Annotated in this window: 22 protein-coding genes and 3 pseudogenes; 17 read left to right on the top strand and 8 right to left on the bottom strand. The window is 71.4% G+C overall.

The window, feature by feature from the left end:
* Nucleotides 1-392: 392 nt before the first annotated feature.
* The 5 genes from ABZ215_RS03450 to ABZ215_RS03430 all read right to left on the bottom strand — a co-directional run bounded on the left by ABZ215_RS03450 (nucleotide 393) and on the right by ABZ215_RS03430 (nucleotide 5,173).
* Entirely contained in the window at nucleotides 393-920 is a 528-nt protein-coding gene (locus ABZ215_RS03450; protein WP_354947476.1) for a hypothetical protein, read from the bottom strand.
* Nucleotides 921-1,097: 177 nt separating this feature from the next.
* A complete protein-coding gene (locus ABZ215_RS03445) occupies nucleotides 1,098-1,874 on the bottom strand; it encodes a TIM barrel protein (protein ID WP_354947474.1) in 777 nt (258 codons plus the stop codon).
* Nucleotides 1,875-1,888: 14 nt separating this feature from the next.
* Complete coding sequence (locus ABZ215_RS03440) at nucleotides 1,889-2,833, bottom strand: TIM barrel protein (RefSeq protein ID WP_020423125.1); 945 nt, start codon at nucleotides 2,831-2,833, stop codon at nucleotides 1,889-1,891.
* Entirely contained in the window at nucleotides 2,830-3,768 is a 939-nt protein-coding gene (locus tag ABZ215_RS03435) for a sugar phosphate isomerase/epimerase (RefSeq protein ID WP_354713230.1), read from the bottom strand. The genes ABZ215_RS03440 and ABZ215_RS03435 overlap by 4 nt, the downstream gene beginning before the upstream one ends.
* Nucleotides 3,769-3,811: 43 nt before the next feature.
* The gene (locus tag ABZ215_RS03430; protein WP_354947471.1) at nucleotides 3,812-5,173 is read right to left on the bottom strand and encodes an MFS transporter; all 1,362 of its coding nucleotides are present in this window, start codon (nucleotides 5,171-5,173) and stop codon (nucleotides 3,812-3,814) included.
* 687 nt (nucleotides 5,174-5,860) lie between these two features.
* Here ABZ215_RS03430 and ABZ215_RS03425 point away from each other — a divergent pair.
* The 13 genes from ABZ215_RS03425 (at nucleotide 5,861) to ABZ215_RS03365 (ending at nucleotide 17,454) form a co-directional block, all read left to right on the top strand.
* Nucleotides 5,861-7,249: an MFS transporter gene (locus tag ABZ215_RS03425; RefSeq protein WP_354947469.1), complete on the top strand. Its 1,389-nt coding sequence runs from the start codon at nucleotides 5,861-5,863 to the stop codon at nucleotides 7,247-7,249.
* A gap of 1 nt (nucleotide 7,250) precedes the next feature.
* Nucleotides 7,251-7,730 (top strand): flavin reductase family protein, encoded by a 480-nt coding sequence (locus ABZ215_RS03420; RefSeq protein ID WP_354947467.1) that lies wholly within the window; start codon nucleotides 7,251-7,253, stop codon nucleotides 7,728-7,730.
* A 44-nt stretch (nucleotides 7,731-7,774) separates the two neighbouring features.
* Nucleotides 7,775-8,440: a TetR/AcrR family transcriptional regulator gene (locus tag ABZ215_RS03415; RefSeq protein WP_354947465.1), complete on the top strand. Its 666-nt coding sequence runs from the start codon at nucleotides 7,775-7,777 to the stop codon at nucleotides 8,438-8,440.
* 81 nt (nucleotides 8,441-8,521) lie between these two features.
* Entirely contained in the window at nucleotides 8,522-9,511 is a 990-nt protein-coding gene (locus ABZ215_RS03410; RefSeq protein ID WP_237335371.1) for a TIM barrel protein, read from the top strand.
* Between the two features lie 10 nt (nucleotides 9,512-9,521).
* Nucleotides 9,522-9,893, top strand: a complete 372-nt coding sequence (locus tag ABZ215_RS03405) for a DUF6379 domain-containing protein (protein WP_020420829.1) — start codon at nucleotides 9,522-9,524, stop codon at nucleotides 9,891-9,893.
* Nucleotides 9,890-11,335 (top strand): GMC family oxidoreductase, encoded by a 1,446-nt coding sequence (locus tag ABZ215_RS03400; RefSeq protein WP_354947462.1) that lies wholly within the window; start codon nucleotides 9,890-9,892, stop codon nucleotides 11,333-11,335. Before ABZ215_RS03405 ends, ABZ215_RS03400 begins: the two co-directional genes overlap by 4 nt.
* The gene (locus ABZ215_RS03395) at nucleotides 11,335-11,676 is read left to right on the top strand and encodes a hypothetical protein (protein WP_354947460.1); all 342 of its coding nucleotides are present in this window, start codon (nucleotides 11,335-11,337) and stop codon (nucleotides 11,674-11,676) included. Before ABZ215_RS03400 ends, ABZ215_RS03395 begins: the two co-directional genes overlap by 1 nt.
* Entirely contained in the window at nucleotides 11,673-13,811 is a 2,139-nt protein-coding gene (locus ABZ215_RS03390) for a cytochrome P450 (protein ID WP_354947458.1), read from the top strand. Before ABZ215_RS03395 ends, ABZ215_RS03390 begins: the two co-directional genes overlap by 4 nt.
* A gap of 53 nt (nucleotides 13,812-13,864) precedes the next feature.
* Nucleotides 13,865-14,104 carry an Atu4866 domain-containing protein gene (locus ABZ215_RS03385; protein ID WP_020420833.1) on the top strand — a complete coding sequence of 80 codons (240 nt, stop codon included), beginning with the start codon at nucleotides 13,865-13,867 and terminating at the stop codon, nucleotides 14,102-14,104.
* Nucleotides 14,105-14,131: 27 nt separating this feature from the next.
* Nucleotides 14,132-14,632: a helix-turn-helix domain-containing protein gene (locus tag ABZ215_RS03380; RefSeq protein ID WP_354947456.1), complete on the top strand. Its 501-nt coding sequence runs from the start codon at nucleotides 14,132-14,134 to the stop codon at nucleotides 14,630-14,632.
* Nucleotides 14,633-14,689: 57 nt separating this feature from the next.
* Complete coding sequence (locus ABZ215_RS03375) at nucleotides 14,690-15,196, top strand: SRPBCC family protein (protein WP_354947454.1); 507 nt, start codon at nucleotides 14,690-14,692, stop codon at nucleotides 15,194-15,196.
* Nucleotides 15,196-16,272: an LLM class flavin-dependent oxidoreductase gene (locus tag ABZ215_RS03370; RefSeq protein WP_354947452.1), complete on the top strand. Its 1,077-nt coding sequence runs from the start codon at nucleotides 15,196-15,198 to the stop codon at nucleotides 16,270-16,272. Before ABZ215_RS03375 ends, ABZ215_RS03370 begins: the two co-directional genes overlap by 1 nt.
* A gap of 387 nt (nucleotides 16,273-16,659) precedes the next feature.
* On the top strand, nucleotides 16,660-17,454 hold the full coding sequence (locus ABZ215_RS03365) for an alpha/beta hydrolase (protein WP_354947450.1): 795 nt from the start codon (nucleotides 16,660-16,662) through the stop codon (nucleotides 17,452-17,454).
* A 75-nt stretch (nucleotides 17,455-17,529) separates the two neighbouring features.
* On the opposite strand, the gene ABZ215_RS03360 is transcribed toward ABZ215_RS03365, so the two are convergent.
* Nucleotides 17,530-18,732 (bottom strand): cytochrome P450, encoded by a 1,203-nt coding sequence (locus ABZ215_RS03360; RefSeq protein ID WP_354947448.1) that lies wholly within the window; start codon nucleotides 18,730-18,732, stop codon nucleotides 17,530-17,532.
* A gap of 89 nt (nucleotides 18,733-18,821) precedes the next feature.
* Between ABZ215_RS03360 and ABZ215_RS03355 the strand changes: the two genes are divergently transcribed.
* The 4 genes and pseudogenes from ABZ215_RS03355 (at nucleotide 18,822) to ABZ215_RS03340 (ending at nucleotide 22,246) form a co-directional block, all read left to right on the top strand.
* Nucleotides 18,822-19,406, top strand: coding sequence for a TetR/AcrR family transcriptional regulator (locus ABZ215_RS03355; protein ID WP_237335377.1), 585 nt, complete (start codon nucleotides 18,822-18,824; stop codon nucleotides 19,404-19,406).
* 156 nt (nucleotides 19,407-19,562) lie between these two features.
* A pseudogene (locus tag ABZ215_RS03350) lies at nucleotides 19,563-20,584 on the top strand (IS3 family transposase); the annotation flags it as partial.
* A gap of 90 nt (nucleotides 20,585-20,674) precedes the next feature.
* A pseudogene (locus ABZ215_RS03345) lies at nucleotides 20,675-20,950 on the top strand (transposase); the annotation flags it as partial.
* Between the two features lie 83 nt (nucleotides 20,951-21,033).
* Nucleotides 21,034-22,246, top strand: a pseudogene (locus ABZ215_RS03340) (IS256 family transposase).
* Between the two features lie 64 nt (nucleotides 22,247-22,310).
* Here ABZ215_RS03340 and ABZ215_RS03335 read toward each other — a convergent pair.
* Complete coding sequence (locus ABZ215_RS03335; protein ID WP_354947446.1) at nucleotides 22,311-23,228, bottom strand: dihydrodipicolinate synthase family protein; 918 nt, start codon at nucleotides 23,226-23,228, stop codon at nucleotides 22,311-22,313.
* Between the two features lie 17 nt (nucleotides 23,229-23,245).
* Entirely contained in the window at nucleotides 23,246-24,031 is a 786-nt protein-coding gene (locus ABZ215_RS03330; RefSeq protein ID WP_354947444.1) for an SDR family oxidoreductase, read from the bottom strand.
* Nucleotides 24,032-24,075 lie beyond the last annotated feature (44 nt).

Here is a 24,075-nt window from a genome sequence, read left to right as displayed (position 1 = left end):
CACCTGCCGGTCAGCCGCCGAAGCATCGAGGGCACAATCGCTCGGCCATGGGCATGGGGGGCTGGCCTTTGCGCACGGGTTGCACCGCCACATTGCCAAGAGCAAGCCGAAGCTCGCCGCTTCCACCGCGGCGCCGCACCGGTGGATTGCGATGGGACTCGCTCCGGCCGGTCAGCCGCCGTCGACAGCAGATCCCTCGGCCCTGCGCAGGGCCGGCACGTTCGCCCACGGGGCGCACCAGTGCATCGCCGAGAAGCGGGCCGCCTCCACGGTGGGCGGCGCAGTGGTGGAATCCGCGGCGGAACTCGCGGTCGGCCTCGCTCCGGGGTCAGCCGCCGAAGCATCGACGGCACAATCGCTCGGCCATGCGCATTGGCTGCTGGGCCGGCCGGTCAGCCGCCGAAGTTCATGTTCACGTCGCTGACGAACCAGGCCGCTCCCAGCTGCCGCAGCGCGAGGTTGAGCTGGAACGACCCGCCGCCGGTGGCGCCGATCAGCTGCAGGTCCCGCAGCGAGTGCCCGTTCACGTGCACGTCCGTGTCCGGCACCAGCGCGGTCTGGCCCTGCGGCGTGATGTCGGCGACCGTGACTTGCGCGGGCAGCGTCACGACGTCCTTCCGCCACGCCTCGCGCAGGCCGTCGAGCGTCGAGCCGGCCTGGGTGCACATCTCCGGGCTCACCCGCTGCGGCGGTTCCGTGCCCTCGTCGACCATCAGCTCGCACGCCGCGTCGTACCGGTTCTCCAGCACCGCCGACACCCAGGCCGCGGTGGCGGCGGCCGGCGTCGTGGCGGCCACCTCCGCCTCCACCGAAGGCTTGGCTGCCGCCGGCGGGACGATCTGCGCCTGACCGCCGTCGCCGCACGCCGTCAGGCCGAAGACCAGCGCGACTCCCGCCGCGACACCGAGCACCCTGCGCACGCCCGGCCCGCGGCCGGTTCTGTCATACCTGGAAATGGGACTTCTCCGCTCGAACTCCGGTTGGGGGAGCCGAACGATACCGAGCCCCGAACCCGGTCCTTTGTGGACCAGCGCGGGTGGCGCGGGCGGCGCAAGTGGTGCGGCCGGATGGCGCAACGGCCACCCGGCCGCACCACGTCAGAGCGCGGCGGCGATCTCCGTGATCGCCCGCAGCGAGTCCGCCGAACCGGTCGTCGGCACGTACTCCAGCCCGAACGGTCCCGCGTAACCCAGCTGCCGCAGCTCCCGCAGCCGCGCGGCCCAGTCGACGGTGCCGCTGCCCGGCTCGCCGCGGTCCGGCAGGTCCGCGATCTGCACGTGCGACACAATCTCGATCGCGCCGTCCAGTTCCCGCGCGGGCGTCTCGCCCATCTGCAGCGAGTGGTAGGCGTCGTAGAGCAGGGCCAGCCCGGGCGAGCCGACCGCGCGCACCGCGGCGACGCACTCGGCCGTGGTGTCGAACAGGGTGCCCGGGTGGTCGACGCGGGTGTTCAGGTTCTCCAGCACGATCGTCACGCCGTGCTCGGCCGCGACGTCCGCGCCCGCCTTCAGCGCCTCGACGACGATGCCGTGCTGCACGGCCCGCTTCCGGTACGGCAGGCCGACCCCGGAGCCGGTCACGATCCGGGTGCAGCCCAGGCGGTTCGCCACCTCCGCGGCGGCGCGGACGTGACCGACGAACGCCTCGTGCGTCCCGGGGTCGGCGAGGGTGAGCCGTCCCTCGACGAGCATCGTGTGCAGCGTGGTGCCGGTGTCGGAGAGCGCTTTCTCCACGCGGTCGAGGTCCTTGTCGCTGTGCGACCAGATCTCCACCACGCCGAAGCCGTGGTCGGCCGCGGCGCGGATGCGGTCGCCGATGTCGTCGCCGGTCTCCCGGAACAGCAGTTCGACGTTGACGGACAGGGGCAGTGACACGGGATCTCCCTCGATCAGCGGTTGGGGTCGAACAGGCGGCGGGCGTACCAGCCGTTGAGCATGGCGCTCCGTGCCGGGTTGGGCGTCTGCTCGCTCTCGAACACCGCCCAGCCGGACCAGTCGCGCAGCAGGGCGGCGACGGCGGGGAAGTCGACCAGCCCGCCGCGCGTGCCGCATTCGTAGAACCAGCGGTCGATCTCCCGCGCGCCGCCTTCGGCGAGCATGCTCGCCGCGGCGTGCGGGGCCAGCCGCTCACCGGCTTCGTCGACGTAGCGGGTGTCCTTGAGGTGCAGGTGGTCCACGCGGTCGAGGTTGCCGGACAGCACGTGCACCGGGTCGAGGCCGGCGACGGTGAGTTCGGCGGTGTCCACGGTCAGGCCCACCAGGTCGGGGTCGGTGCCGTCCAGCAGCTCCGCCAGGACCTTCTCGTCGGCCGCCGCGGACAGGCAGTCCACGTGCAGCGACACCCGGACGCCGGACTTCGCCGCCATCGCGCCGACCGCGTTCCACCCGTCCGCCGCGTCGCCGAGACGCCCGTCGGTCAGCGCGCCGTGCTCCGGCAGCGCCCGCACCACCAGCCGGTCGGCCCCGGCCTCCGCGAGGAACTCTGCGAACGGCCGCAGCGACTCCACGATTGCGGCGTGCTGACCGGTGTCCAGAATGGACCGGCCGCGGCTGAGCTCCTCGTCCACCGGCTCACCGGGATCGACGTAGTACGAGCACACCCGCAGGCCGATCTCCCGCACGAGGTCGAGGAAGGCGGTGGTGGAACCGTAGGTCGCCGCGATGGAGGAGGGGCGGCCCAGCGGGTCCCACCGGCCGGTGCCCGCCCGCAGTTCCACACCGGTGAAGCCGCACGCGGCGATCACCTTCAGCGCGCGCCGGTGCTGTTCGGGGCGGGTGAAGTCGTCGAAGTTGGGTTTCCACTGATTGATGGCGTAGCCGAGGCGGATGGTCATGCGCAGATCTCCGAGAGGACGTTGCGGGCGTACCACATGGACAGGGCGGTGGCCTCGGCGTAGTCGCCACCGATGTTGGCCTTGTCGTGCTCGACGGTGATCCAGCCGGTGTAGCCGGTGTCGCGGATCGCCCGCATCAGGCGCGGGAAGTCGACCAGCCCGCCCTCGGTGCCCATCTCGTGGAACCAGCGGTCGGTCTGCGGCGCCATCAGCTCGGCGTCCGGGCTGTGCCGGTACGCCTCGGTGGTGTCGACCTGGCGGGTGTCCTTGAAGTGGAATCCGGAGCAGCGCTCGTGCAGGTCCAGGAACAACGCGACCGGGTCGAGCCCGGCGATGCAGTGCTGCGCGGTGTCGCAGAAGAAGCTCACGTACCGCGGGTCCGACCAGTCGTAGAACTTGCGGATGTCGGACTCGGTGCGGATCGCGCAGAAGAACTCGTGGTGCGCGGTCGTCCGCACGCCGAACTCGGTCAGCGTCATCTCGCCGACGCGGCTCCAGCACTCCGCCGCGGCCTTGATCTTGTCGTCGGTGACCGGCGCGGCCGCGGTGTAGAGGCTCGCCGGCATCACGATGAGGTTCTCGATCTCCAGCGCCTGCCACATCCCCAGCATCCGGCGCGTGCTCTCGACGATCTCGTCGTGGGTTTCGCGGACGTGCGGATCGGCCAGGCGCGGGTCGTACATGATGCCGCGGAACAGGTTCACGATCTTGTCGATGCCGTGGTCGCGCAGGTAGTCCTGGTAGTTCGCGACCGAGCCGAACATGCCGCTCAGCGCGAAGACCTGGAAGTCGAACATGTCCAGGCCCTCGAACCCGACCGCGCTGATCTGCTTGACGAAGTCGTCCATGTGGCGGCGGGCGGTGTACTGCGTCACGGGCCCGCGCGGGCTGTCGGCCCGCCAGTGGTCCATGTAGCTCCATCGGAGCGCGGTCATCGTCGATCAACTCCAGAAGGTCGGGACTGCCATTGAAACATAATCAGGATTTTGATTCTAGTAATCGTCGCGGGAGGGCGAGGGCGCACAGCAGGCCGGCGGCGAAGCATGCCGCGGTGGTGGTGAAGACCGGCGCGTACGAACCGCCTGCCGCCCGGGCGACCAGGGCGCCGAGCACGGCGGCGCCGACGGTGACCCCGGTTTCCCGCACGAAGGCCAGTCCGGCCGTGACCGCGCCGACCACCCGCGGGCCGCCCGCGTCCTGCGCCACCACGACGACGATCTGCATGAACAGCCCGGTGCCCAGGCCCAGCAGCGCGAGCAGGGCGGCGACGATTGGCAGCGGCGCCGCGCTGGTGCTCGCCAGTGCCGCGGCCGCGCCGCCGGACAACGCGCACCCCGCGACGGGGAACGGGCGCCACGCGCCCCAGCGGCGCACGGCGAACCCGGAGGCGTTGACCCCGGCGACGATCCCGGCGGTGACCGGCAACAGCAGGAGTCCCGAGGTGGTCGCCGAGGTGCGGTACACCTCCTGCACCCATGTCGGCACGTAGGCCAGCACGCCGAACAGGCCGATCCCGCCGGCCAGCGCCAGAACGCAGCACAACCACACGGTGCGGTCTCGCAAGAGCGCCACCGGGAGGACCGGGTTCGCGGCCCGCCGCTCCCAGCCGAGAGCTGCTGCGCCGGCTAGTGCGGTGAGCGCCGCTCCCGTTGTGGTGGCCGCGTTCCAGCCGGTTTCGGCGGCCGCCGTGGTGACCAGGACGAGCCCGGTGGCCGCAGTGGCGAGCAGGACCGCGCCGAGCGTGTCGAACCGCGCCCGCCCGGCGTGGCCGCGGCCGGCCGGGACGGCGGTCCGGACGAGCACGGCCGCCGCGGCCCCGAGCGGCAGGTTGAGCCAGAAGACCCAGCGCCAGGACGTGACGTCGGTGAGCCAGCCGCCGAGCAGGGGACCGGCGACCGTGGCGATCGCGTACACGGCGCCAAGCGGCCCGAGGAACGCGGCGCGCTCGCGGGCGGGCAGGGCGCCGGCCACCACGGCCTGCGGCAGCACGAGCAGGCCGGCGCCGCCGAGGCCCTGCGCCAGCCGTGCGGCGGCCAGGAAGCCGACGTCGCCGGCGAACCCGCAGGCGGCGGACGCGGCCACGAACGCCGCGATCGAGAGGGCCAGCACCCGGCGGTGGCCGAAGCGGTCGCCGAGCGCGCCGGCGGCCGGCATCGCGGCGGTCAGCGCCAGCGCGTACGCGGTGACGACCCACGAGACGCGCGAGGGCGCACCCAGTTCGGCGACGATCGCGGGCAACGCGGTCGCGACGATCGTCTGGTCGAGCGCGCCGAGCGCCGTGACGAGCACGAGGCAGCCGAACAACGCGCGACGCCTGGTGCGGGGTGGGGCGAGGGGCACGGGACTCCCTGGGATGGCTGGATGCGGTGAGGTGGGTGGGGCGTGGGGTGGGGGTGCGGCGCCGGGCAGACGGGCGGCGGGTGATCTCCGCGTGGCGCCCGCCGTGGGGTGGGGGCACCGCGTCCCGCGGACGCGCGGCGGGGCGCGACCTCCGCGAGGTGCCCGGTGGGCACGGAGGAGGCCTTGGGTGGCGGGGTGCGGCGAGGTGGGTGACCGATGTGAGGTGGGGGCACGGGAAAGCCCTCGGGCGGCGGGTGGGTGCGGCGAGGTGGGTGTACGGCGCTTGGTGCCCGTCGTGGGGTGGCGGCACGGCACGGCGCCGCGCCGCTGCGCGGCGGGCGGCGCCCTCCGGTGGCCGGGTGCGGCGAGGCGGCTGAACAGCACCCGGAGCGGGGCGAGAGACACGGACGACTCCCTGGCAGCGACGGCGGCGACCGGGCGCGGGGAGGGGTCGGCTCCCCGACGGGCGGCTCGCGGGCGCACCCCGCCGTCGCCGGGATTATGCACCACCGGCACCGCGGCCCAGCTGGCTCAACGGGACATTTCCGCAGGTCAAGCGCGCGACATCGCTTCCGTGGATAAGCAGAATCCGAACTATGAATTTCCTTTACCATGGGGTCGTGCCGCATCGTGGTCAGGGTCTTCCCCGGCGCCACGACGGCGCCGTGTGCGCAAAGGAGCGGCACTGTGGACATCACCAGCGACGTCACCCCGCGGGTGACGCCCGGACACGCGGTCCGGCTCGGATGGCGGGAGAAGCTCGGCTACGGCGCGGGCGACCTCGCCTCGAACCTCTCCTGGAACCTGGTCGGCGGCTTCCTGCTCTACTACTACACCGACGTGGCCGTGGTGCCGGTCGCCGCGCTCGGCACCCTGTTCCTCGTCGCCCGCCTGCTGGACGCGATCATCGACCCGGCGATCGGCGTGCTGGTCGACCGCACGCGCTCGCGCTGGGGCAAGGCGCGGCCCTACCTGATCTTCGCGTCGATCCCGTTCGGCGTGCTCGGCGTGCTCACCTTCACGGTCCCGGACATCGGCGACACCGGGAAGCTGATCTACGCCTTCCTCACCTACCTGACGCTGGGCCTGCTGTTCTCGCTGGTCAACGTCCCGTACAGCTCGCTGCTGCCGATGATGACGCGGGACTCGCAGGAACGCATGCAGATGGGCGGGCTGCGCGCGATCGGCAGCTCGGTCGGGTCGATCATCGTCACCGCGGGCACCACGCCGTTCGTGGCCCTGCTCGGCGGCGGGAACGAGCAACGCGGCTGGACGATCGCGACGCTGATCTTCAGCGTGCTGTCCGTCGGGTTCTTCGTGTTCACCTTCGTGGCCTGCAAGGAGCGCTACGCCCTGCCCCCGGAGACCGACGCGCTCCGCCCCGGCGCGGCGCTGCGGACGTTGTGGGGCAACAAGGTCTGGAAGATCACCTTCGTCTACGGCGTGCTCAACTTCGTGCGCCTGGGCATGGTGCTCGCGGTGACCGTCTACTTCGCACTCGCCGTGCTGCACGCGCCGTGGGCGATCTCGGTCCTGCTGCCGCTGGTGTCCGGCGCGATGATCGTCGGCGGGTTCGTCGCCCCGGCCTACTACCGGCGTTTCGGCAAGCGGCGCGGCAACGTCCAGGCGCTGGCCGTCGGGTTCGTCTTCTGGGCGGCGATGATCCCGCTCGAGAGCAACTTCCCGGCGTTCCTCACCTGCTACATCGTCGGCACGCTGGCGATCAACCTGTCGATGGTCTCGATGTTCACCATGGTCGCCGACACGGTCGAGTACCAGCAGTGGCGGTTCGGCACCCGCAACGAGGGGCTGCTCTCGTCGGGCATCAGCTTCGCCACCAAGGTCGGCTCGGCGGTCGGCTCGGCCGCCGTCGCCTACGGGCTGGGCGTCGCGGGGTACACGCCCGGCGAGGCGTCCGGCTCGGCGCTCACCGCGATCCGCCTGATGTTCTACGGCGCCCCGCTGCTGCTGATCGTGTTGCAGGCGCTGACGATGCTGTTCTGGGACCTCGACGGCAAGCACGAGCAGATGGCCGCGGACATCGACCGCGCCACCCGCGCGAAGGAGGAGGACTGACGTGAACCCGTCCGACGGCGCCGAATTCCGGCGGGCGCTGGGCCACTACCCGACCGGCGTCTGCGTGGTCACCGCCGGCGCCGGGATCGCGATGGTGGTCGGCACCTTCACCTCGGTGTCGCTGGACCCGCCGCTCGTGGGTTTCCTGCCCGACCGGGCCAGCACCTCGTGGCCGCGGATCCGGGAGACCGGGCGGTTCTGCGCGAACGTGCTCGCGGCCGGGCAGGAGGAGCTGTGCCGGGACTTCGTGCGCAAGGCGCCGGACCGGTTCGCCGTGTACGGCCTGCCCGGCCCGGCGCCGTACGGGCCACGCCTGTGCGGCACGGTCCTGCGGGTCGGCTGCGACATCGAAGCCGTGCAGCCGGCCGGCGACCACGAGCTGGTGCTGGGCCGGGTGCGCGTGCTGGAGGTCGACCCCGAGGCGGGCGAGCCGATGGTGTTCCTCCGCGGCCGCTACGCCGCGGCGGCGGTGCCGGCGTGATCCCGGTGTCGCCCGCGGTGACCGGCGTGCCGTACGGTCGGCCCGTGGAGAGCGTGAACGCCCGGGTCCGGGAGCCCAAGCAGGAACGCAGCAGGCTGTCGTTCGACAAGGCGCTGGACGCGGTGATCGCCCTGCTGGTCGAGCACCGCTCGGACTCCTTCACCCTCGCCGACGTCGCGCAGCGCGCCGGCGTGTCCACCGGGTCGATCTACGGCCGGGTGAGCAGCAAGGACGACCTGATCCGCACCGCGCACGCCCGTGAGATGGAGCGGATCGCCGAGGAGCAGCGCGCCGCGTTCGCCGCCGAGCCCCCCGCGGGGGAGACGTTCGGCGAAGCGGTCGAGCGGGTCATCGGCACGGCCGCGGAGCTGTTGCGCCGCAACGCCGCCGTGCTCGGCCCGTTCATGCTGCTGGCCAACACCGACCCGCAGATCGCCGAGCTGGGCGGTGCGGCGCACGCGGAGCTGCGGGACGCGTTCGTCGACGCGCTCGCCCAGCGCGAGGACGAGATCGGCCACCCCGATCCGCACCGCGCGCTGGAGTGGAGCTTCACCGTCGTGTACAGCGTGCTGGCCCGCTGGCTCGCGCTGGGCAGCACGCAGCAGGCCTCCGGCGAGGGGGAGTGGTCGGACATCCTGGCCGACCTCGCGCGGATGGTGCTGGCGTTCCTGACCCAGCCGGAACCGCCGCCCAGGAAGCGCCGGCGCTAGCACTTCCCGCGGATGGCGCTGGCTTTTTCGCGCCCGCAAAACTAGAATCATCATTCTGAATCTGAACCAGGAGGAACCCCGGTGACCGCTCCACCCGACCGCCCGCGCCGCGGCGTGAGCCTGTACTCGTTCCAGGAGGAGTACTTCCTGCGCACCATGTCCGTCGAGGACTGCGTCGCCGCCGCCGCGGCCATGGGCGCCACGGGGATCGAGATCATCCCGGAGCAGTCCATCCCCGGCTACCCGGTGGTGACCGACGAGTTCGCCGAGCGGTGGCACGGCTGGATGGCCGCCTACGGCACGACCCCGGTCGCCACCAACGCCTTCCTCGACACCAAGCTCCACGCCGACCGCTGGCTCACCCTCGACGAGCAGGTCGCCTCCGTGCGCCGCGACATCGACATCGCCGTCCGGCTGGGCGCGGGCATCGTCAAGGCCACCATCAACTTCTCGCCCGAGGTGATGGCCGCCGCCGCGCCCTACGCCGAGGACCGCGGCGTCCGGCTGCTGCTCGAAGTGCACGCGCCGTTCCACTTCTCCCACCCGTGGATCCTCGAGCACCTCGAAGTGATGCACCGCGCCGGGCCGCACGTGCTCGGGCTGATGCCGGACATGGGTGTGCACGTCCGGCGGTTCCCGCGCGTGGTCAGCGAACGCGCCCTGCGCGACGGCGCGGACCCCGCGCTGGTCGACTACATCGTGCGGACCTACGACGACCACGGCGACACCCACGCGCTGATGGACATCGTGAACTACCGCGGCGGCGGGCCGGTCGAGTTCGGCCTGGCGCGCCAGGCCACCCACTACATCTGGACCGAGCCGAAGGAGATGCTGGAGCACCTGCCGTTCATCGGGCACGTGCAGGCGAAGTTCTACGAGATGACCGATGAGGGGTACGAGTACAGCATCCCCTACGACGAGATCGTGCCGGTGCTTGCTGGCGGCGGGTTCACCGGCTACCTGTCCAGCGAGTACGAGGGCAACCGGCACATCCAGGACGCCTTCCCCGTCGACAGCGTCGAGCAGGTGCGCCGCCAGCAGGAGATGCTGGCGCGGCTGCTCGGCGAGTGAGGAGACCCCGATGTTCGACCAGTACATCGTGTGCGGCCTGCGCGCCCGCGAACGATCCGGCGGCGAGGTGGAGGTGCGGATGCCCTACTACCGCGGGCTGTTCCTGTCCATGGTGGAGGCCGTCGACCTCGTGCTCGACGGCGTCCCGGTGCCGCCCGGGCGCACCACGTTCACCGTGCACGGCAACACCTACACCTTCGCCGAGATGCCCGGGATCACCGGCGACCGGTGGGAGATGGGGGAGCGGGCGGTGCTGGGTTTCGACACCGGCGAGCCGCTCGCGCCGGGTGAGCACGACGTGGAAGTGTCCGTGCGCCTGCGCATCTCCTACATGCCGGTGCCCGGTGGCGGGCGCGACCGCAAGCGGCTGGTGGCGGCGTGAGGGCCTTCCCCGGCGCGGTGGACGTGGCGATCGTCGGGAGCGGACCGTGCGGCGCCGCGTACGCGCGGATCCTGTCCGAGACCCGGCCGGACCTGCGGCTGGCCACGTTCGAGACCGGGCCGATGCTGGCCGACCCGCCCGGCGTCCACGTCAAGAACATCGCCGATCCGGTCGCGCGGGAGCGGGCGCAGCGGCGCTCGGAGGGGCCGGGCGGCGCGGCGCGCGGGCGGCCGGGGACGTTCCTCCTCGGCGGCGACGCGCTGCCCGCCGCGGCGATGTCCAGCAACGTCGGCGGGATGGGCGCGCACTGGACGGCCGCCTGCCCGCGGCCGGGTGAGAGCGAGCGGATCGGGTTCCTGCCGGACCTGGACGACCTGCTCGGCGAGGCGGAACGGCTGCTCGGGGTGTCCGCGCACGCCTTCGACGACGCGCCGTTCGCCGCCGAGGTCCGCAAGCGGCTCTCCGCTGAGTTCGACCCCGGCCGTGACGAGGACCGGCGGGTGCGGCCGATGCCGCTGGCCGTGCGGTGCGAGCCGGACGGCTCGCTGGTCTGGTCCGGCGCGGACGTCGTGTACGGCGAGGCGACCCGGCGCAACGAGCGGCACACGCTGTTCCCGGAAGCGCTGGTGACGCGTGTGCTCGTCGAGGACGGCCGCGCGGCCGGCGTGCTGGTGCGGGACCTGCGGGACGGCGGCGAGCACGAGATTCGCGCCGCGCGGGTCGTGGTCGCGGCCGACGCGCTGCGCACGCCGCAACTGCTGTGGGCGTCCGGGGTGCGCCCGCCCGCGCTCGGCCGGTACCTCAACGACCAGCCGCAGGTGGTGTTCGCGGTGCGGTTGCGCGACGTCGGGCCTGCGGACACCGATCCACGCGGCCGGTCGCGGATCGTGCGGCAGAGCGGGGTGAGCTGGGTGCCGTTCACCGACGCCGAGCCGTTCCACGGCCAGGTGATGCAACTGGACGCGTCCCCGGTGCCGCTGGCGCCGGACGACGTGCCCGCGCCCGGGTCGATCGTCGGGCTCGGCTGGTTCTGCGCCAAGGACGTGCGGGCCGAGGACCGGATCGTGTTCGACGACGCGGCGCGCGACGGCTACGGCATGCCCGCGATGCGCATCGAATACGGGCTTACGCCGCGGGACGAAGCCGCGCTGGACGCCGCCCGCGCCGCGGTGCGCCGGGCCGCTTCGGCGCTGGGTGAGCCGCTGGACGACGAGCCGATCACGCTCGCCGCCGGCGCGTCGCTGCACTACCAGGGCACCGTCCGAATGGGACTCGCCGATGACGGGACCTCGGTGTGCGACCAGGATTCGCGCGTGTGGGGAGTCGAGGGCCTGCACGTGGCGGGCAACGGCGTCATCCCCACGGCGACCGCCTGCAACCCGACCCTGACCTCGGTCGCGCTGGCCGTCGCCGGCGCCCGGCGCATCGCGGAGGAGATCTGATGGACGTGTCGAAGATCGCGACGGTGGTTCCGGTCGCCGACCTGGCCGCCGCCGTCACCACGTGGACGCGGCTGCTGGGCGCGGAACCGGCGTTCGTCGACGGCGACCGGTGGGCGCAGTTCGACGTGGCCGGGGCGCGGGTGGCGCTGGCCGGGACCGACAGCGTGACCTCGCACCCCGCGCTGCTGCTGCGGGTCGCCGACGTGGCGGCCGCCCGAGCCGAGGCCGCGGCGGCGGGCCTGAAGACCGGCGAGATCACCGAAGGCCCGCACGAGCTGCGGTGTCTGGTGTGGACGGACGAGGGCGCCGAGATCGTGCTGCACAGCGGGAGGGTGGCGTGAGCTGTCCCTTCACCGATCCCCGCGCGTTGTTCGGCGACCTGGCGGAGGCCCGTTCGCGACCAGGCCTGACCTGGAGCGAGTCGATGGGGCGCTACGTAGTGTCGCGCTACGGCGACATCGTCGAGGCGCTGCACCAGCCGGAGGTGTTCTCCTCCAGGCCTGCCGTGCCCGAACTGCCGTCACCGTGGCGGGAGAGGTTCGCCGGCCGGGTTCCGGACCGGGGCACGTTGCTGGGGCACGACAACCCCGACCACGACCGGCTGAGAGCCGCGGTCAACACGTTCTTCATGCCGCGGCGCCTGGCCCGGTTCGAACCCTGGATCGAGCGGAACGCGCACGCCCTGATCGACGAGTTCGCCGACCGCGGTGAGATCGAGCTGAAACGCCACTTCGCCCTGCCGCTGCCGTTGCGGACCATTGCCCACATCGTCGGCCTGGACGTGGACAAGGCCGACTGGATCGGGTTCGCGCTGGCATTCTTCCTCGGGCCGAAGGACACCCACTACCGGGCGTCGCCCGAGGAGAAGGCCGATGCGCTGCTGGAGTTGCACGAACACATCCGCGAGGTGATGGCGGACCGCAGGCGCGACCGCCGCGACGACCTGATCAGCCACGTCTGGAACGTGCGCGACAGCGGCGAGGCCGAGATGACCGACTTCGAAATGCTGTCCCTGTTCCCCGGCCTGATGCTGGCCGGACACGAGACGTCGTCGAACCTGCTGTGCACGGGGCTGGCCCACCTCCTCTCGCGCGACGGCGCGTACGAGGCGGCACAGCACGACGACGCCAGCCGGGCCCGGGCACTGGAAGAGTTGCTGCGGTACGAATCGGCGATCACCGGAATGCCGCGGGTGGTCACCCGCGACACGGAGCTGGGCGGGACCCGGTTGCGGGCGGGTGACGAGGTCTTCCTCGCCTACGCCTCGGGGAGCCGGGACGGTTCCGTGTTCGACAACCCGGACGGCGTCCTGCTCGACCGCGGGTTCGAGCGACCACACCTGGGGTTCGGCCAGGGCGTCCACGCCTGCCTCGGCGCGCCGCTGGCGAGGCTGCTGCTCAAGACCGAGTTGCGCGTGATCCACGAGCGACTCCCCGGACTCCGGCTCGCGACGCCGTACGACGAGCTGGAGTACGGTCCGGTCGGCGAAGGGCGCGGCGTGCCGGAACTGCTCGTGCGGTGGAACCCCGGCGGCCCGCGCCCGGCACGGGTGCGGACCCGGCCGGGCATCCAGGCCGTGGTGGCCGGCAAGTCCGTCGTCGCCGACGGGGTGGTCGAGCTGGAGTTCACCCCGGTGAACGGCCGGTTCCCGGCGTGGGCGCCCGGTGCGCACGTCGATATCCGGTTCGCGCCCGGCCTGACGCGTCAGTACTCGCTGTGTGGTGATCCGGCCGAACAGGACCGGTGGCGCGTCGCGGTCCGGCGTGAGGCGGACGGTCGCGGCGGATCAGTTCACGCGCACGACCGGCTGGCGGTGGGTGATGTCGTGACGCTGACCGGGCCACGCAACAACTTCGCGCTCGCCCCGGCGCCGGAGTACCTGTTCATCGCGGGCGGCATCGGGATCACCCCGCTACTCCCCATGCTGTCGCGGGCCGGAGTGCCGTGGCGGATGGTCTACTTGGGACGCACCGTGCGGAGCATGCCCTACCGCGATGTCCTCCGGGGCCTCGGCGACGTGACGATCTGGACCTCGGATCGCGGCCGTTTCGACCTCGATGCGCTCCTGGCCTCGGCGAAGCCGGGCACGGCGGTGTACTGCTGCGGACCGGAGCGGCTGCTGGCCGCGGTCGAGGAGCTGTGCGATCGACATGCGCTGGCACTGCACGTCGAGCGCTTCGCGCCCAAGCCGCAGGAGTTCGGCCGGAACGCGGAGTTCGAGGTCGTGCTCGCCGGGAGCGGGCGCACGGTCCGCGTCGGTCCGGACGAGTCGGTGCTGGACGCGGTGAACCGAGCCGGCGCCGGGGTGCCGTCGACTTGCCGGGAAGGCACTTGTGGTACCTGCGAGGTGCGGGTGCTCGGTGGCAAGGCCGATCACCGGGATTCGGTGCTCACCCCCGAGGAGCGGGCAGCCGGGGAATACCTGATGCCGTGCGTCTCGCGGTCGCAGACTCCCTCGCTCGTGCTCGACCTGTAGAGGGGGTGCGGCGCTCCCTGGTTGCGCCGGTGCGCGGGGAGCACCCTGGGGGCATGGAGAACCACGACTTCGTCGGCATGTGGGTCACCGCCGACGGCCACATCCGCCAGGAACTGCTGCCCGACGGGCGCTACGACGAGGCCCGCGGCAACCGGAAGAGCGCCTACACCGGCCGCTACACCGTGACCGGCAACCACATCGACTACGTGGACGACACCGGCTTCACCGCGACCGGCGACGTCCGCGACGGCGTGCTCTACCACGAGCACCTCGTCCTCTACCGGGAGAGCTGACCGGCGCGGCGGGGCTACCCTGGCCGCATGAAGAGGACGTCGTTCGCGAACTGGCCGTGCTCGATCGCCCGCACCGTGGACCTCCTGGGCGACGCGTGGACGCCCCTGGTGCTGCGCGAGGCGTTCTACGGCGTCCGCCGGTTCGACGACTTCCAGCAGTCGCTGGGCATCGCCCGCAACACGCTCACCGACCGGCTGCGGCGGCTCGTCGAGGAGGGGCTGCTGGAGCGGCGGCCCTACCAGGACGAGCCCCGCCGCCACGAGTACCTGCTCACCGAGAAGGGGCGCGACTTCTTCGGGGTGCTCGCAACCCTGTCCCGGTGGGGCGACCGCTGGCTGGCCGGTGAGGAGGGCGCGCCGATCACCTTCCACCACGACACGTGCGGCCACGACACCCACGCCGAGGTCGTCTGCGCGCGGTGCGGCGAGCCGCTGCGCGCGGACGACACCCGGATGCGGCTCGGGCCGGGCTTCCCGGAGCGGCTCAAGAGCAGGCCGGACGTGCGCGACAGGTTCTTGACAGGCTGAGTCTCATTACGCAACTGTAGTGGCCGGGCCCCGCGACGACGAGGAGGACGGCCGGCGATGGAGTGGACGGGCGCGCGCTACGCGGACACCCCGACGGTGGAGGTGCGGACCTGGGTCGACGCCCCGCCGGAGCGGGTGTGGGCGCTGGTCTCCGACATCGGCCTGATGCCCGGGATGAGCGACGAGCTGCAGTCGGTCGAATGGGTCGACGGCGCGACCGGTCCCGCGGTGGGCGCCCGGTTCGTCGGGCGCAGCAAGCACGAGGCGCTGGGGGAGTGGGCCACCACGTCGGAGATCGTCGAGTTCGAGCCGGGGCGGGTGTTCGCCTGGGCGGTCGGGGATCCCGCCGAGCCCAGCGCGACGTGGCGGTTCCGGGTGGAGCCCCGCGACGGCGGCACGGAGCTGTCGCAGTGGATGCGGCTCGGCCCGGGGCGGTCCGGGCTGTCACTGGCGATCGACCGGATGCCGGAGAAGGAACAGAAGATCGTGTTCGTGCGGATGCGCGAGTTCGAGCGCAACATGACCGCGACGCTGGAGTGCCTCAAGAAGCGCGCGGAGGCCTGATGCGCACGGCGACGACCGTCGAGGCCTCCAGCGGGTTCGGCGAGGTGACGGACTTCGTGGTGGAGGCCGAGAAGCTCGGGCTCGACGTCTGCTGGGTCGCCGAGGCGTGGGGTTCGGACGGGCCGTCCGCGCTGGGCTGGTTCGCGGCGCGCACCTCGCGGATGCTGCTGGGATCGGGGATCATGCAGCTCGGCACGCGGACTCCGGTCGCGGTGGCGCAGACCGCGATCACACTGTCCAATCTGTCCGGTGGGCGGTTCCTGCTCGGGCTGGGCGCGTCTGGGCCCCAGGTGATCGAGGGTCTGCACGGGGTGCCGTTCGCGCGGCCGCTGGCGCGGATGCGGGAGACCGTCGAGATCGTGCGGCGGGTTGTGGCGGGCGGTAAGATTTCCTACTCCGGCAACGAGTTCACGATCCCGCTGCCGGGTGGGGACGCGGTGCCGATGCGGCTGTCGATGCGCGCCGAGCACGAGATCCCGGTCTACCTGGCGACGTTGTCCCCGGCGATGCTGCGGCTGACCGGCGAGATCGCGGACGGCTGGCTCGGCACGAGTTTCGTCCCGGAGGGCGCTGGGGAGGCGTATTTCGCGCACCTGGACGAGGGGCTGGCGCGCAGCGGGCGCACCCGTGCGGATCTGGACGTGTGCCAGGGCGCGGAGGTGGCGTTCGCGCCGGACGAGGACGCGCTGGCCGCGATGGTGGCCGGGCGGAAGAAGGAGCTGGCGTTCAGCCTCGGCGGGATGGGTTCGGCGTCGACCAACTTCTACAACAAGGCTTACAGCCGCCAGGGCTGGGCCGAGGTCGCGGCCGAGGTGCGGACTCGTTGGCAGGCCGGGGATCGCGACGGCGCGGCCGCGCTGGTGACCGACGAGATGGTGCTCGGCACGACGCTGATCGGCACGGAGCCGATGGTGCGCGAGAGGCTGCGCGTGTGGCGGGACGCCGGTGTGGACACCGTGCGGCTCTACCCGGCGGGGGACACGCTGGACGCCCGGCTGGCGACGCTCGCGAGGGCGATCGAGTTGGTGCGGGAGCTTTCGCCTGCAGTGAAAGGGAGTTCATCGTCGGTGCTGTGAGGTCCAGCTTGACCGGCGGTGGGCTGGTGGTGTGTGTGCCCGGCGGGGGCATGCTGGGCGACCGGCTGGTGACGCTCGCGAGGGCGGTCGTGTTGGTGCGGGAGCTTTCGCCTGCAGTGAGAGGGAGTTCGCCGTGGGTGTCGTGAGGTCCAGCTTGACCGGCGGTGGGCTGGTGGTGTGTGTGCCCGGCATGCTGGGCGCCCGCCTGACGACCCTCGCGAGGGTGATCGAACTGGTGTGGGAGCTTTCGCCCGCAGCGACGGAGGGTCCGCGACCGGTGGCGTGAGCTGCCTAGCGGCGCCGGGCCGGTAAGGGCGACGATCGATTGGTTCGCCCGCAGCGAAAGGGATTCCACCAGCCTTGTCGTCACGTCTAGCGTGGCCGGACATGGAAACCTTGACCGGCACCGCCGCTGGTGTCCCGTACACGGCTCTGCCACCGGCCGGGGGTGGCCGCGCGCCGTTGGTCGTGACCTGGCACATGCTGGACGCGCCCCGGACCGACGCGGCGTTCGCGGCCGCCTTGCCGATGCGCGGGGTGCCGGCGTGGCGGGTCCACCTGGCCATGCCGATGTGCGGCGCGCGGATGGTGGACGGCCGCCTGGACGCGGCGATCGAACTCGCCCGGCGGGACGCGTTGCTGGCTTTCCTGGCGCCGTTCGTCCGGCAGGCCGCCGGGGAATTCCCGGCCGCGCTGAAGGACCTTCGCGCGCAGCTGCCGGTCGACGACGGCCCGGTCAGCGTGCTCGGCGCTTCGCTGGGCGGCGCGGTGGCGCTCGAAGTCCTTGCGGCGCAACAGGTCCCCATCCGCTCGGCGGCGCTGGTGAACCCCGCCGTGCGGTTGCGGTCGGTGGTCCCGCTGACCGACGGCCTCGCCGGACGCCCGTACGAGTGGACGGAGGAGGCGCACCGGGTGGCGGACGCGTTCGACTTCGTCGCGCGGGCCGGCGAGCTGGCGCCGGTGCCGCTGCTGCTGGTGAGCGGCGAGCGGGACCACCCGGACCTGCGCGCGGACGCCGCCGCGCTGGTCGCCCGGCTGGCGGACGCGGAGCTGGTCGACGTGCCGGAGCTGGCGCACCCGCTGGCCGAGGAACCGGGCCTGGAGCCGGCGCCGCAGCTCCCGACGGCAAAGGCCGTCGACGAGGTGCTGACGGACTGGTTCACCCGGCAGCTCGCCGGCTGAGAAGCCGCGGCCCCTGCACGCCAGCGCCGCGGCGGACCGCTCGGCCTGCCGGGCGCCCGGAGCGGAGTTGTCGGGTCAGTGGTCCCAGGTCAGCAGCATCCGCTCGGGGCCTCGGGTGGACAGGCCCGCCTTCCAGTCGATGCCCGCCTCGCCGTCGGCGAAGCGCAGGCCGGGCAGCCTGCGGAGCAGCGTGTCGAGCGCGACCTGCAGCTCCATGCGGGCCAGGGGCGCGCCCAGGCAGTGGTGCACGCCGTGGCCGAAGCCGATGTGCGAGGTGTCCTGGCGGCGCAGGTCGAGTTCGTCGGGGTCGGCGAAGACGCGTTCGTCCCGGTTCGCCGACGCCAGCGCGGGCAGCACGGCCTCGCCCGCGCGCACCAGCACCCCGCCCAGCTCGATGTCCTCCGTCGCGTACCGGGCGATGCCGGCGCCGAGCCCCAGCGGCACGAACCGCATCAGCTCCTCGACCGCCTTCGGCACCAGGCTCAGATCCGCGCGCAGCACGGCCAGCTGGTCGGGGTGCGTCAGCAGCGTGTAGACGAAGTTGGGGATCTGCGACGCGGTGGTCTCGTGCCCGGCGACCAGCAACGCCGTCGCGAGCATCACCAGTTCCTCTTCGGACAGTCGATCCTCGTTGTCCCGCGCGGCGACCAGCCCGCTGAGCAGGTCGTCCCGCGGCTCCGCGCGGCGCTGCGCGATGAGGCCCTCCAGGTAGGCGTGCATCCTGCCGGTGCAGTCCGCCACCTCCTCGGGCGTGAACTTCGTGGTGGACAGGAACGCGTCGGACCAGTGGCGGAAGTCCACGCGGTCCTCGTAGGGCACGCCGAGCAGCTCGCAGATCACGGTCACCGGCACCGGCAGCGCGAACGCCTCGACCAGGTCGGCGGGCGGGCCCTGGTCGAGCATCGCGTCGACCAGCCCGTCGGCGATCTCCTGCACCCGCGGCCGCAACTGCTCGATGCGCCGCACCGTGAAGGCCTTCTGGACCAGCCGGCGCAGGCGGCTGTGGTCCGGCGGGTCCATGCTGAGGATGCCGCCGGGTTGCGACGGCTGCGGCCGCATGCGGGGTTCGTCGTGCTGGAGGCTCGCCGCGCGGCTGAACCGTGGGTCGCCGAGCACGACCTTCACGTCTTCGTAGCGGGTGGCCAGCCAGCCCGGTTCGCCGTAGGGCAGCCGGACCCGGGTGAGCGGCTCGCTCGCGCGCAGGTTCGCGAACAACGGCTCCATGTCCAGCCGATCCGGCTCGCTGAACGGGTAGCTCCGGGGTTCCGCGGTGGTCATCACCAACTCCTCGACGGGTGAACTTCGCCCGAATCATTCCGACATGTGGTGTTTTTCCAACACCTGTCGGAGACCATTAGACTGATCCGGTGTCCGCCCCGCAAGTACCCGATCGCCGTAGCCGCCGGTCACGGTCCGCGCTCGAGGCCGCGCTGCTGGAGCTGATCGCCGAGCGCGACCTGGGTCAGATCTCGGTGTCCGACCTGACCAAGCGGGCGGACGTCAACCGCTCCACGTTCTACGAGCACTACACCGACGTGCACGACCTCGCGGCGGCCGCGTGCACGGACATGTTCGACGAGCTGGTCGCGGCCGCCCACGTGCTGCTGCCCAACGAGGACCCGGCGCCGATCGACGCGCTGGCCAGGATCTTCGCGCACGTGGCCGAGCACGCGCGGCTGTACGGCGCGTTGCTCGCCGGCAGCGCCCGGGTGATCAACCACCTGCACCAGCGCCTCGCGATCGCCATCCACGTGCACCTGGCCGGCACCGCAGCCCCCACCCACGCCGACGACCCGGCGGAGATCCCCCACGACCCGGCGGCGGCGCTGCTCGCGGGCGCCCTGCTGGGGACCGTGATGGACTGGCTGCGCCGCGGCTGCCCCGGCACGCCGGAGGGCATCGCCGAGGAAATCTGGCCGCACCTGGTGGCGGCGGGTTCGGTGAGCCGCTGATCCAGTCGCCCGTCGCTGTGGTGGCCGGGGGCGGTGTGTTGATCGCTGAGGCTAGGGCGGTGGGTGTGGTGGCCGGGGGCGGTGTGCTGTTCGCTCGGGCTGCGCCGGTGGCTGTGGTGGCCAGGGCGGTGTGTTGGTCGCTGTGACCTTGGCCTCGTGGCCCGGACACCTGACGACGTGATCGCCGTGGCCCGTCGCGGCGAGATTCCGTTGAAGCAGGTCGCCAAGGACTTTGGGATTTCCGAGTCGTGTCTGGCCAACTGGCTGCGTGCTGCCGAGGTCGAGGACGGCACCCGCCGGGCGTGACCCGCGAGGAGTCCGCTGAGCTGCGGGAACTGCGTAAACGCAACCGGCTGCTGGAGCAGGAGAACGAGGTGCTGCGCAAGGCGGCTGCCTATCTGGCGCAGGGCAATCTGCCGGGAAAATAACCTTCCCGCTCGTCCGTGAACTGGCTGCGACCGGCGCCCCGATCAGGGTGCTGGTCGCGGTGGCGTGCAGGGTGCTGGGTATCTCCCGGCAGGCCTACTACCAGTGGCTTCGCGATCCGGTCTCACAGCGGGATTGGGATGACGCGCACCTGATCAATGCCGCCCTCGAGTTCATGCCGATGACCCGACCGACGGGTACCGGTCGGGTGTGGCGGATCTGCTCGATGCAGAAGATCTTCTCGCTGCACGTCAGGAAGAAGGGCCTTTCCCGCGCGGCGGGGCCGCCGGTGCACGACGACCTGTTCGCCGCAGCTTCACCGCCGATGCGCCGAATGTGCTGTGGCTGACCGACATCACCGAACATGCCACCAGGGAGGGAAACTGTAACTGTGTGCGATCAAGGACTGCTACTCCAACAAAATCGTCGGATACTCCGTCGACACGCACATGCGGGCCTCACTGGCCGTCAGCGCGCTGCGCAACGCGATCGCGCTACGCGACCCGGCCGGCACCGTGGTCCACTCCGACCGAGGGGCCCAGTTCCGCTCCGCCGCCTACCGGCGAATGCGCCGCAGTCACGGGCTGGCCGGATCGATGGGCCGTGTCGGCGCCTGCGGTGACAACGCCGCGATGGAATCATTCTTTTCGTTGCTGCAGAAGAATGTCCTCGACACTCGCCGGTGGCGCACCCGCGACGAACTGCGGCTGGCGATGGTGTCCTGGATCGAAACGAAATACCACCGCAAACGGGACGGCCCAGGGTTCGGTTGACTCCTGATCTGTGAGGCCGAGGGTCTTGCTGGAAGGATGAGGATCGTGCCGTAGCCGTTTCCGAAGGAGTTCCGTCGTGACGTGATCGCGGTCGCCCGTCAGGGCGACCAGTCGGTTGCCCAGGTCGCGAGGAGTTTCGGAATCTCGGAGTCCTGCCTGTCACGGTGGCTGAAGATCGCCGACCGCGAGGACGGTGTCAGCGCCGACAGCCCGACTTCAGCCCCGCACGGGGACCTGGAGGCGGAGAACCGGGAGCTGCGCAGGCGCACGAAACAGCTGGAGCAGGAGAACGAGATCCTGCGCCGCGTGACCGCCTACTTCGCGCGTGATGTGCTCCCACAATGATGTACCCGCTGGTGACATCTGGGGCTGTGACTCCACGTAAGAGTGAGAAGCCGTTGTCGCCGGAGCAGGCCGTTGCGGTGGCGATGGTGGCCGAGGCCCGGCAACGGGGGCTGGAGCTGACCGGCCCGAACGGGCTGTTGGAGCTGTTCACCAAGAACGTGCTGGAAACCGCGCTGAACGAGGAGATGACCGAGCACCTCGGCCATGAGAAGAACCGTGCTCAGCCCGGTCGTGATTCTGCGAATGTGCGTAACGGTGCGCGGAAAGAGACGGTGCTCTCGGACGCGGCCGGCGAGGTGGAGATCGAGGTGCCGCGGGATCGGGAATCGACGTTCGAGCCGCAGATTGTGAAGAAGCGGCAACGTCGGCTCACCGATGTGGACGAGATCGTGCTGTCCCTGTATGCGAAGGGGATTTCCACCGGGGAAATCTCGGCGCATTTCGCCGAGATCTACGGCGCCTCGGTGAGCAAGGAAACGATCTCCCGGATCACCGACAAAGTCGTGGCGGAGATGCAGGACTGGGCCAGCCGCCCGCTGGACGCCGTCTACGCCGCGGTGTTCATCGATGCGATCGTGGTCAAGGTCCGCGACGGCCAGGTGGCCAACCGGCCCTTCTACGCCGCCATCGGTGTCACGGTGGACGGCCGCAAGGACGTGCTCGGCCTGTGGGCGGGCAGCGGTGGCGAGGGCGCCAAATTCTGGATGAGCGTCCTGGTCGATCTGAAAAACCGCGGCGTGAAGGACCTGTTCTTCCTCGTCTGCGACGGGTTGAAAGGCCTGCCCGAGGTGGTGGAACAAGTCTGGCCGGCCGCGATCGTGCAAACCTGCATCATCCACCTCATTCGCAATTCGTTCCGGCTTACTTCGCGGAAGTACACCGACGCGCTCAAGCGGGACCTCAAAGCCATGTACGAGGCACCCAACGCGACGGCGGCGGAAGCCGCTTTACAGGAGCTGGACGATAAATGGTCGACCCAGTATCCGGCGCTGGTCCGGCTGTGGCGCAACGCCTGGGCCGAGTTCGTGTCGTTCCTCGATTACGACGTCGAGATCCGAAAAATGATCTGCTCGACTAACGCGATCGAATCACTCAACGCCCGCTACCGGCGTGCGGTGCGGGCCCGCGGCCACTTCCCGACCGAACTGGCCGCGATGAAGTGTCTGCATCTTGTGACCCGCAGCCTGGACCCCCACCGGCACAGGCCGCGCCCGATGGACGATGCGCTGGAAACCCGTACTCAACGCCTTCGCCATCACCTTCGGTGACCGCTGGCCGGACGCCGAAACCTACTAACCAAACCGCCAGAAACACCGATCACGGGATAGACCCCCAGCTCGCTGGCGAGAACCGCTGAACGTCAGATCCGGGCGCGCGGATCGTGCCTGCCGAGGCGCGCCAGCAGCAGATCGACTTCGTCGCGTTCGGTCTTGGTGAGGGAGCGTCCCGGCTTGCGCTGGGTGTCGGCGGCCAGCAGGCCGCGCCGGTACAGGACGTACTTTCGGACCGCGAGGCCGATCCCCGGCTGCTGCTCGTAGCGGATCAGGGGGAGGTGGGCGTCGAAGAGGTCGTGCCGTTCCTCACCGGCCAGGCGGACGACGTCGACGAGCAGCTCGGGAAAGCAGTAACCGGTCATGGCACCGTCGGCTCCGCGGTCCATTTCGAAGTCGAGGAACAGACCACCGTTGCCGCACAGGATCGACAGGCGCGGCATCTCGCCGTCCGCCTCCGCCGCGCGTAGCGCGCTGATCTTCTCCAGACCCGGCCAGTCCTCGTGTTTGAGCATCACCACCGACGACACCTCGTTCGCGATCCGCTGCAGTACCGGCACCGACATGACGACGGAGAAGGTCAGCGGGTAGTCCTGCACGACGAGGGGCACACCGGGCCCGAGCGCGGCGGCGGCCTGGGTGTAGTAACCGACGATCTGGTCGTCGGTCCGGAGGCTGGTCGGCGGGGCGATCATCACGCCTGCCGCGCCCTGGGACATGACCTGGTCGGTGAGGGTGCGCATCGAGCCGAAGCCGGGCGCGGACACGCCGACGACGACCGGCAACTCGGTCCGGTCGAGGACCACCCGGACGATCTCGGCGGCTTCGTCGTGGGTCAGCTTCGGCGCTTCGCCCATCTGCCCCAGCACGGTGAGGCCGTCGACCCCGGCGGCGCCGTAGAAGTCGATGAGGCGGCGGAGGGAGTCGAGATCCAGCCGCCCGTCGGGGAGGAACGGGGTCGGCACGATCGCGTAGACGCCCCGGGTGGACCGGTCGATCAAGCTCATGGCGGCGCTCCTCGCGCTCAGATGCTGGGGATGAGGCCGCCGTCGACCCGCACTAGCGAGCCGGTGACGTAGGAGGCCGGGACACTGGCGAGGAACGCCACGACCGCGGCGAACTCGGCGGGGTCTCCGTAGCGGCCGACAGGGATCGAGGCGGTGCTCTCCTCGACGACTTCATCCGCCGATCGCCCTTCGCGTTCGGCCCGGCCCTCGTCGAGGGCGCGGACGCGGCCGGTGCCGATCCGGCCGGGGACCACGACGTTGGCCGTGACTCCGGCCCGGCCCACCTCGCGGGCCAGGGTTTTCGACCATCCGAGCAGAGCCGACCGGAGTGAGTTGGACAGGCCGAGGTTCGGTATCGGGGCCACGACACCGGAACTGGTGCTCGTCACGATCCGGCCCCAGCCGCGATCGCGCATGCGGGGCACCACCCGGTCGGCGATCGCCACCACCGAGAGCACCATGGACCGGAAGTGCTCGGCCCAGACGGACGAGGGGTTGCCGAGGACCGCGGTCGGCGGCGGACCGCCGGTGTTGTTGACCAGGATGTCCACCGGACCGAGTTCGGCTTCGACCCGCGTGACGTTGGCGTCGATCACCGACAGGTCGCCGAGGTCCCACGCCAGGGACAGCGCGCGGCCACCGTCGTCGCGGATCGCCTCGGCGGTGCGTTCCGCCGCGTCGGCGCGGACGTCGGCCACGGCGACGACCGCGCCTTCTGCGGCGAGCCGCCGGGCGGCCGCCCCGCCAAGACCTCCGCCGGCGCCGTGCACCAGTGCGACCCGATCTGCGATACCGAGATCCATTGCGCTCCTTCCGGTTCCCGTTCCACCGAACCGGTTCTCGCGCC

Source organism: Amycolatopsis sp. NPDC006131 (assembly GCF_040614175.1).
Lineage (GTDB): Bacteria > Actinomycetota > Actinomycetes > Mycobacteriales > Pseudonocardiaceae > Amycolatopsis_E > Amycolatopsis_E tucumanensis.
Note: the sequence above shows the minus strand (reverse complement) of the source record. Positions and strands in the feature narration are given on the sequence as shown.

What these genes read in the sequence shown, in the direction of transcription:
- ABZ215_RS03440 (WP_020423125.1), bottom strand. Translation starts at nt 2,833, where the DNA reads ATGACCATCCGCCTCGGCTACGCCATCAATCAGTGGAAACCCAACTTC.
- ABZ215_RS03435 (WP_354713230.1), bottom strand. Translation starts at nt 3,768, where the DNA reads ATGACCGCGCTCCGATGGAGCTACATGGACCACTGGCGGGCCGACAGC.
- ABZ215_RS03405 (WP_020420829.1), top strand. Translation starts at nt 9,522, where the DNA reads ATGTTCGACCAGTACATCGTGTGCGGCCTGCGCGCCCGCGAACGATCC.
- ABZ215_RS03395 (WP_354947460.1), top strand. Translation starts at nt 11,335, where the DNA reads ATGGACGTGTCGAAGATCGCGACGGTGGTTCCGGTCGCCGACCTGGCC.
- ABZ215_RS03385 (WP_020420833.1), top strand. Translation starts at nt 13,865, where the DNA reads ATGGAGAACCACGACTTCGTCGGCATGTGGGTCACCGCCGACGGCCAC.
- ABZ215_RS03380 (WP_354947456.1), top strand. Translation starts at nt 14,132, where the DNA reads ATGAAGAGGACGTCGTTCGCGAACTGGCCGTGCTCGATCGCCCGCACC.
- ABZ215_RS03375 (WP_354947454.1), top strand. Translation starts at nt 14,690, where the DNA reads ATGGAGTGGACGGGCGCGCGCTACGCGGACACCCCGACGGTGGAGGTG.
- ABZ215_RS03370 (WP_354947452.1), top strand. Translation starts at nt 15,196, where the DNA reads ATGCGCACGGCGACGACCGTCGAGGCCTCCAGCGGGTTCGGCGAGGTG.
- ABZ215_RS03365 (WP_354947450.1), top strand. Translation starts at nt 16,660, where the DNA reads ATGGAAACCTTGACCGGCACCGCCGCTGGTGTCCCGTACACGGCTCTG.
- ABZ215_RS03360 (WP_354947448.1), bottom strand. Translation starts at nt 18,732, where the DNA reads ATGACCACCGCGGAACCCCGGAGCTACCCGTTCAGCGAGCCGGATCGG.
- ABZ215_RS03335 (WP_354947446.1), bottom strand. Translation starts at nt 23,228, where the DNA reads ATGAGCTTGATCGACCGGTCCACCCGGGGCGTCTACGCGATCGTGCCG.
- ABZ215_RS03330 (WP_354947444.1), bottom strand. Translation starts at nt 24,031, where the DNA reads ATGGATCTCGGTATCGCAGATCGGGTCGCACTGGTGCACGGCGCCGGC.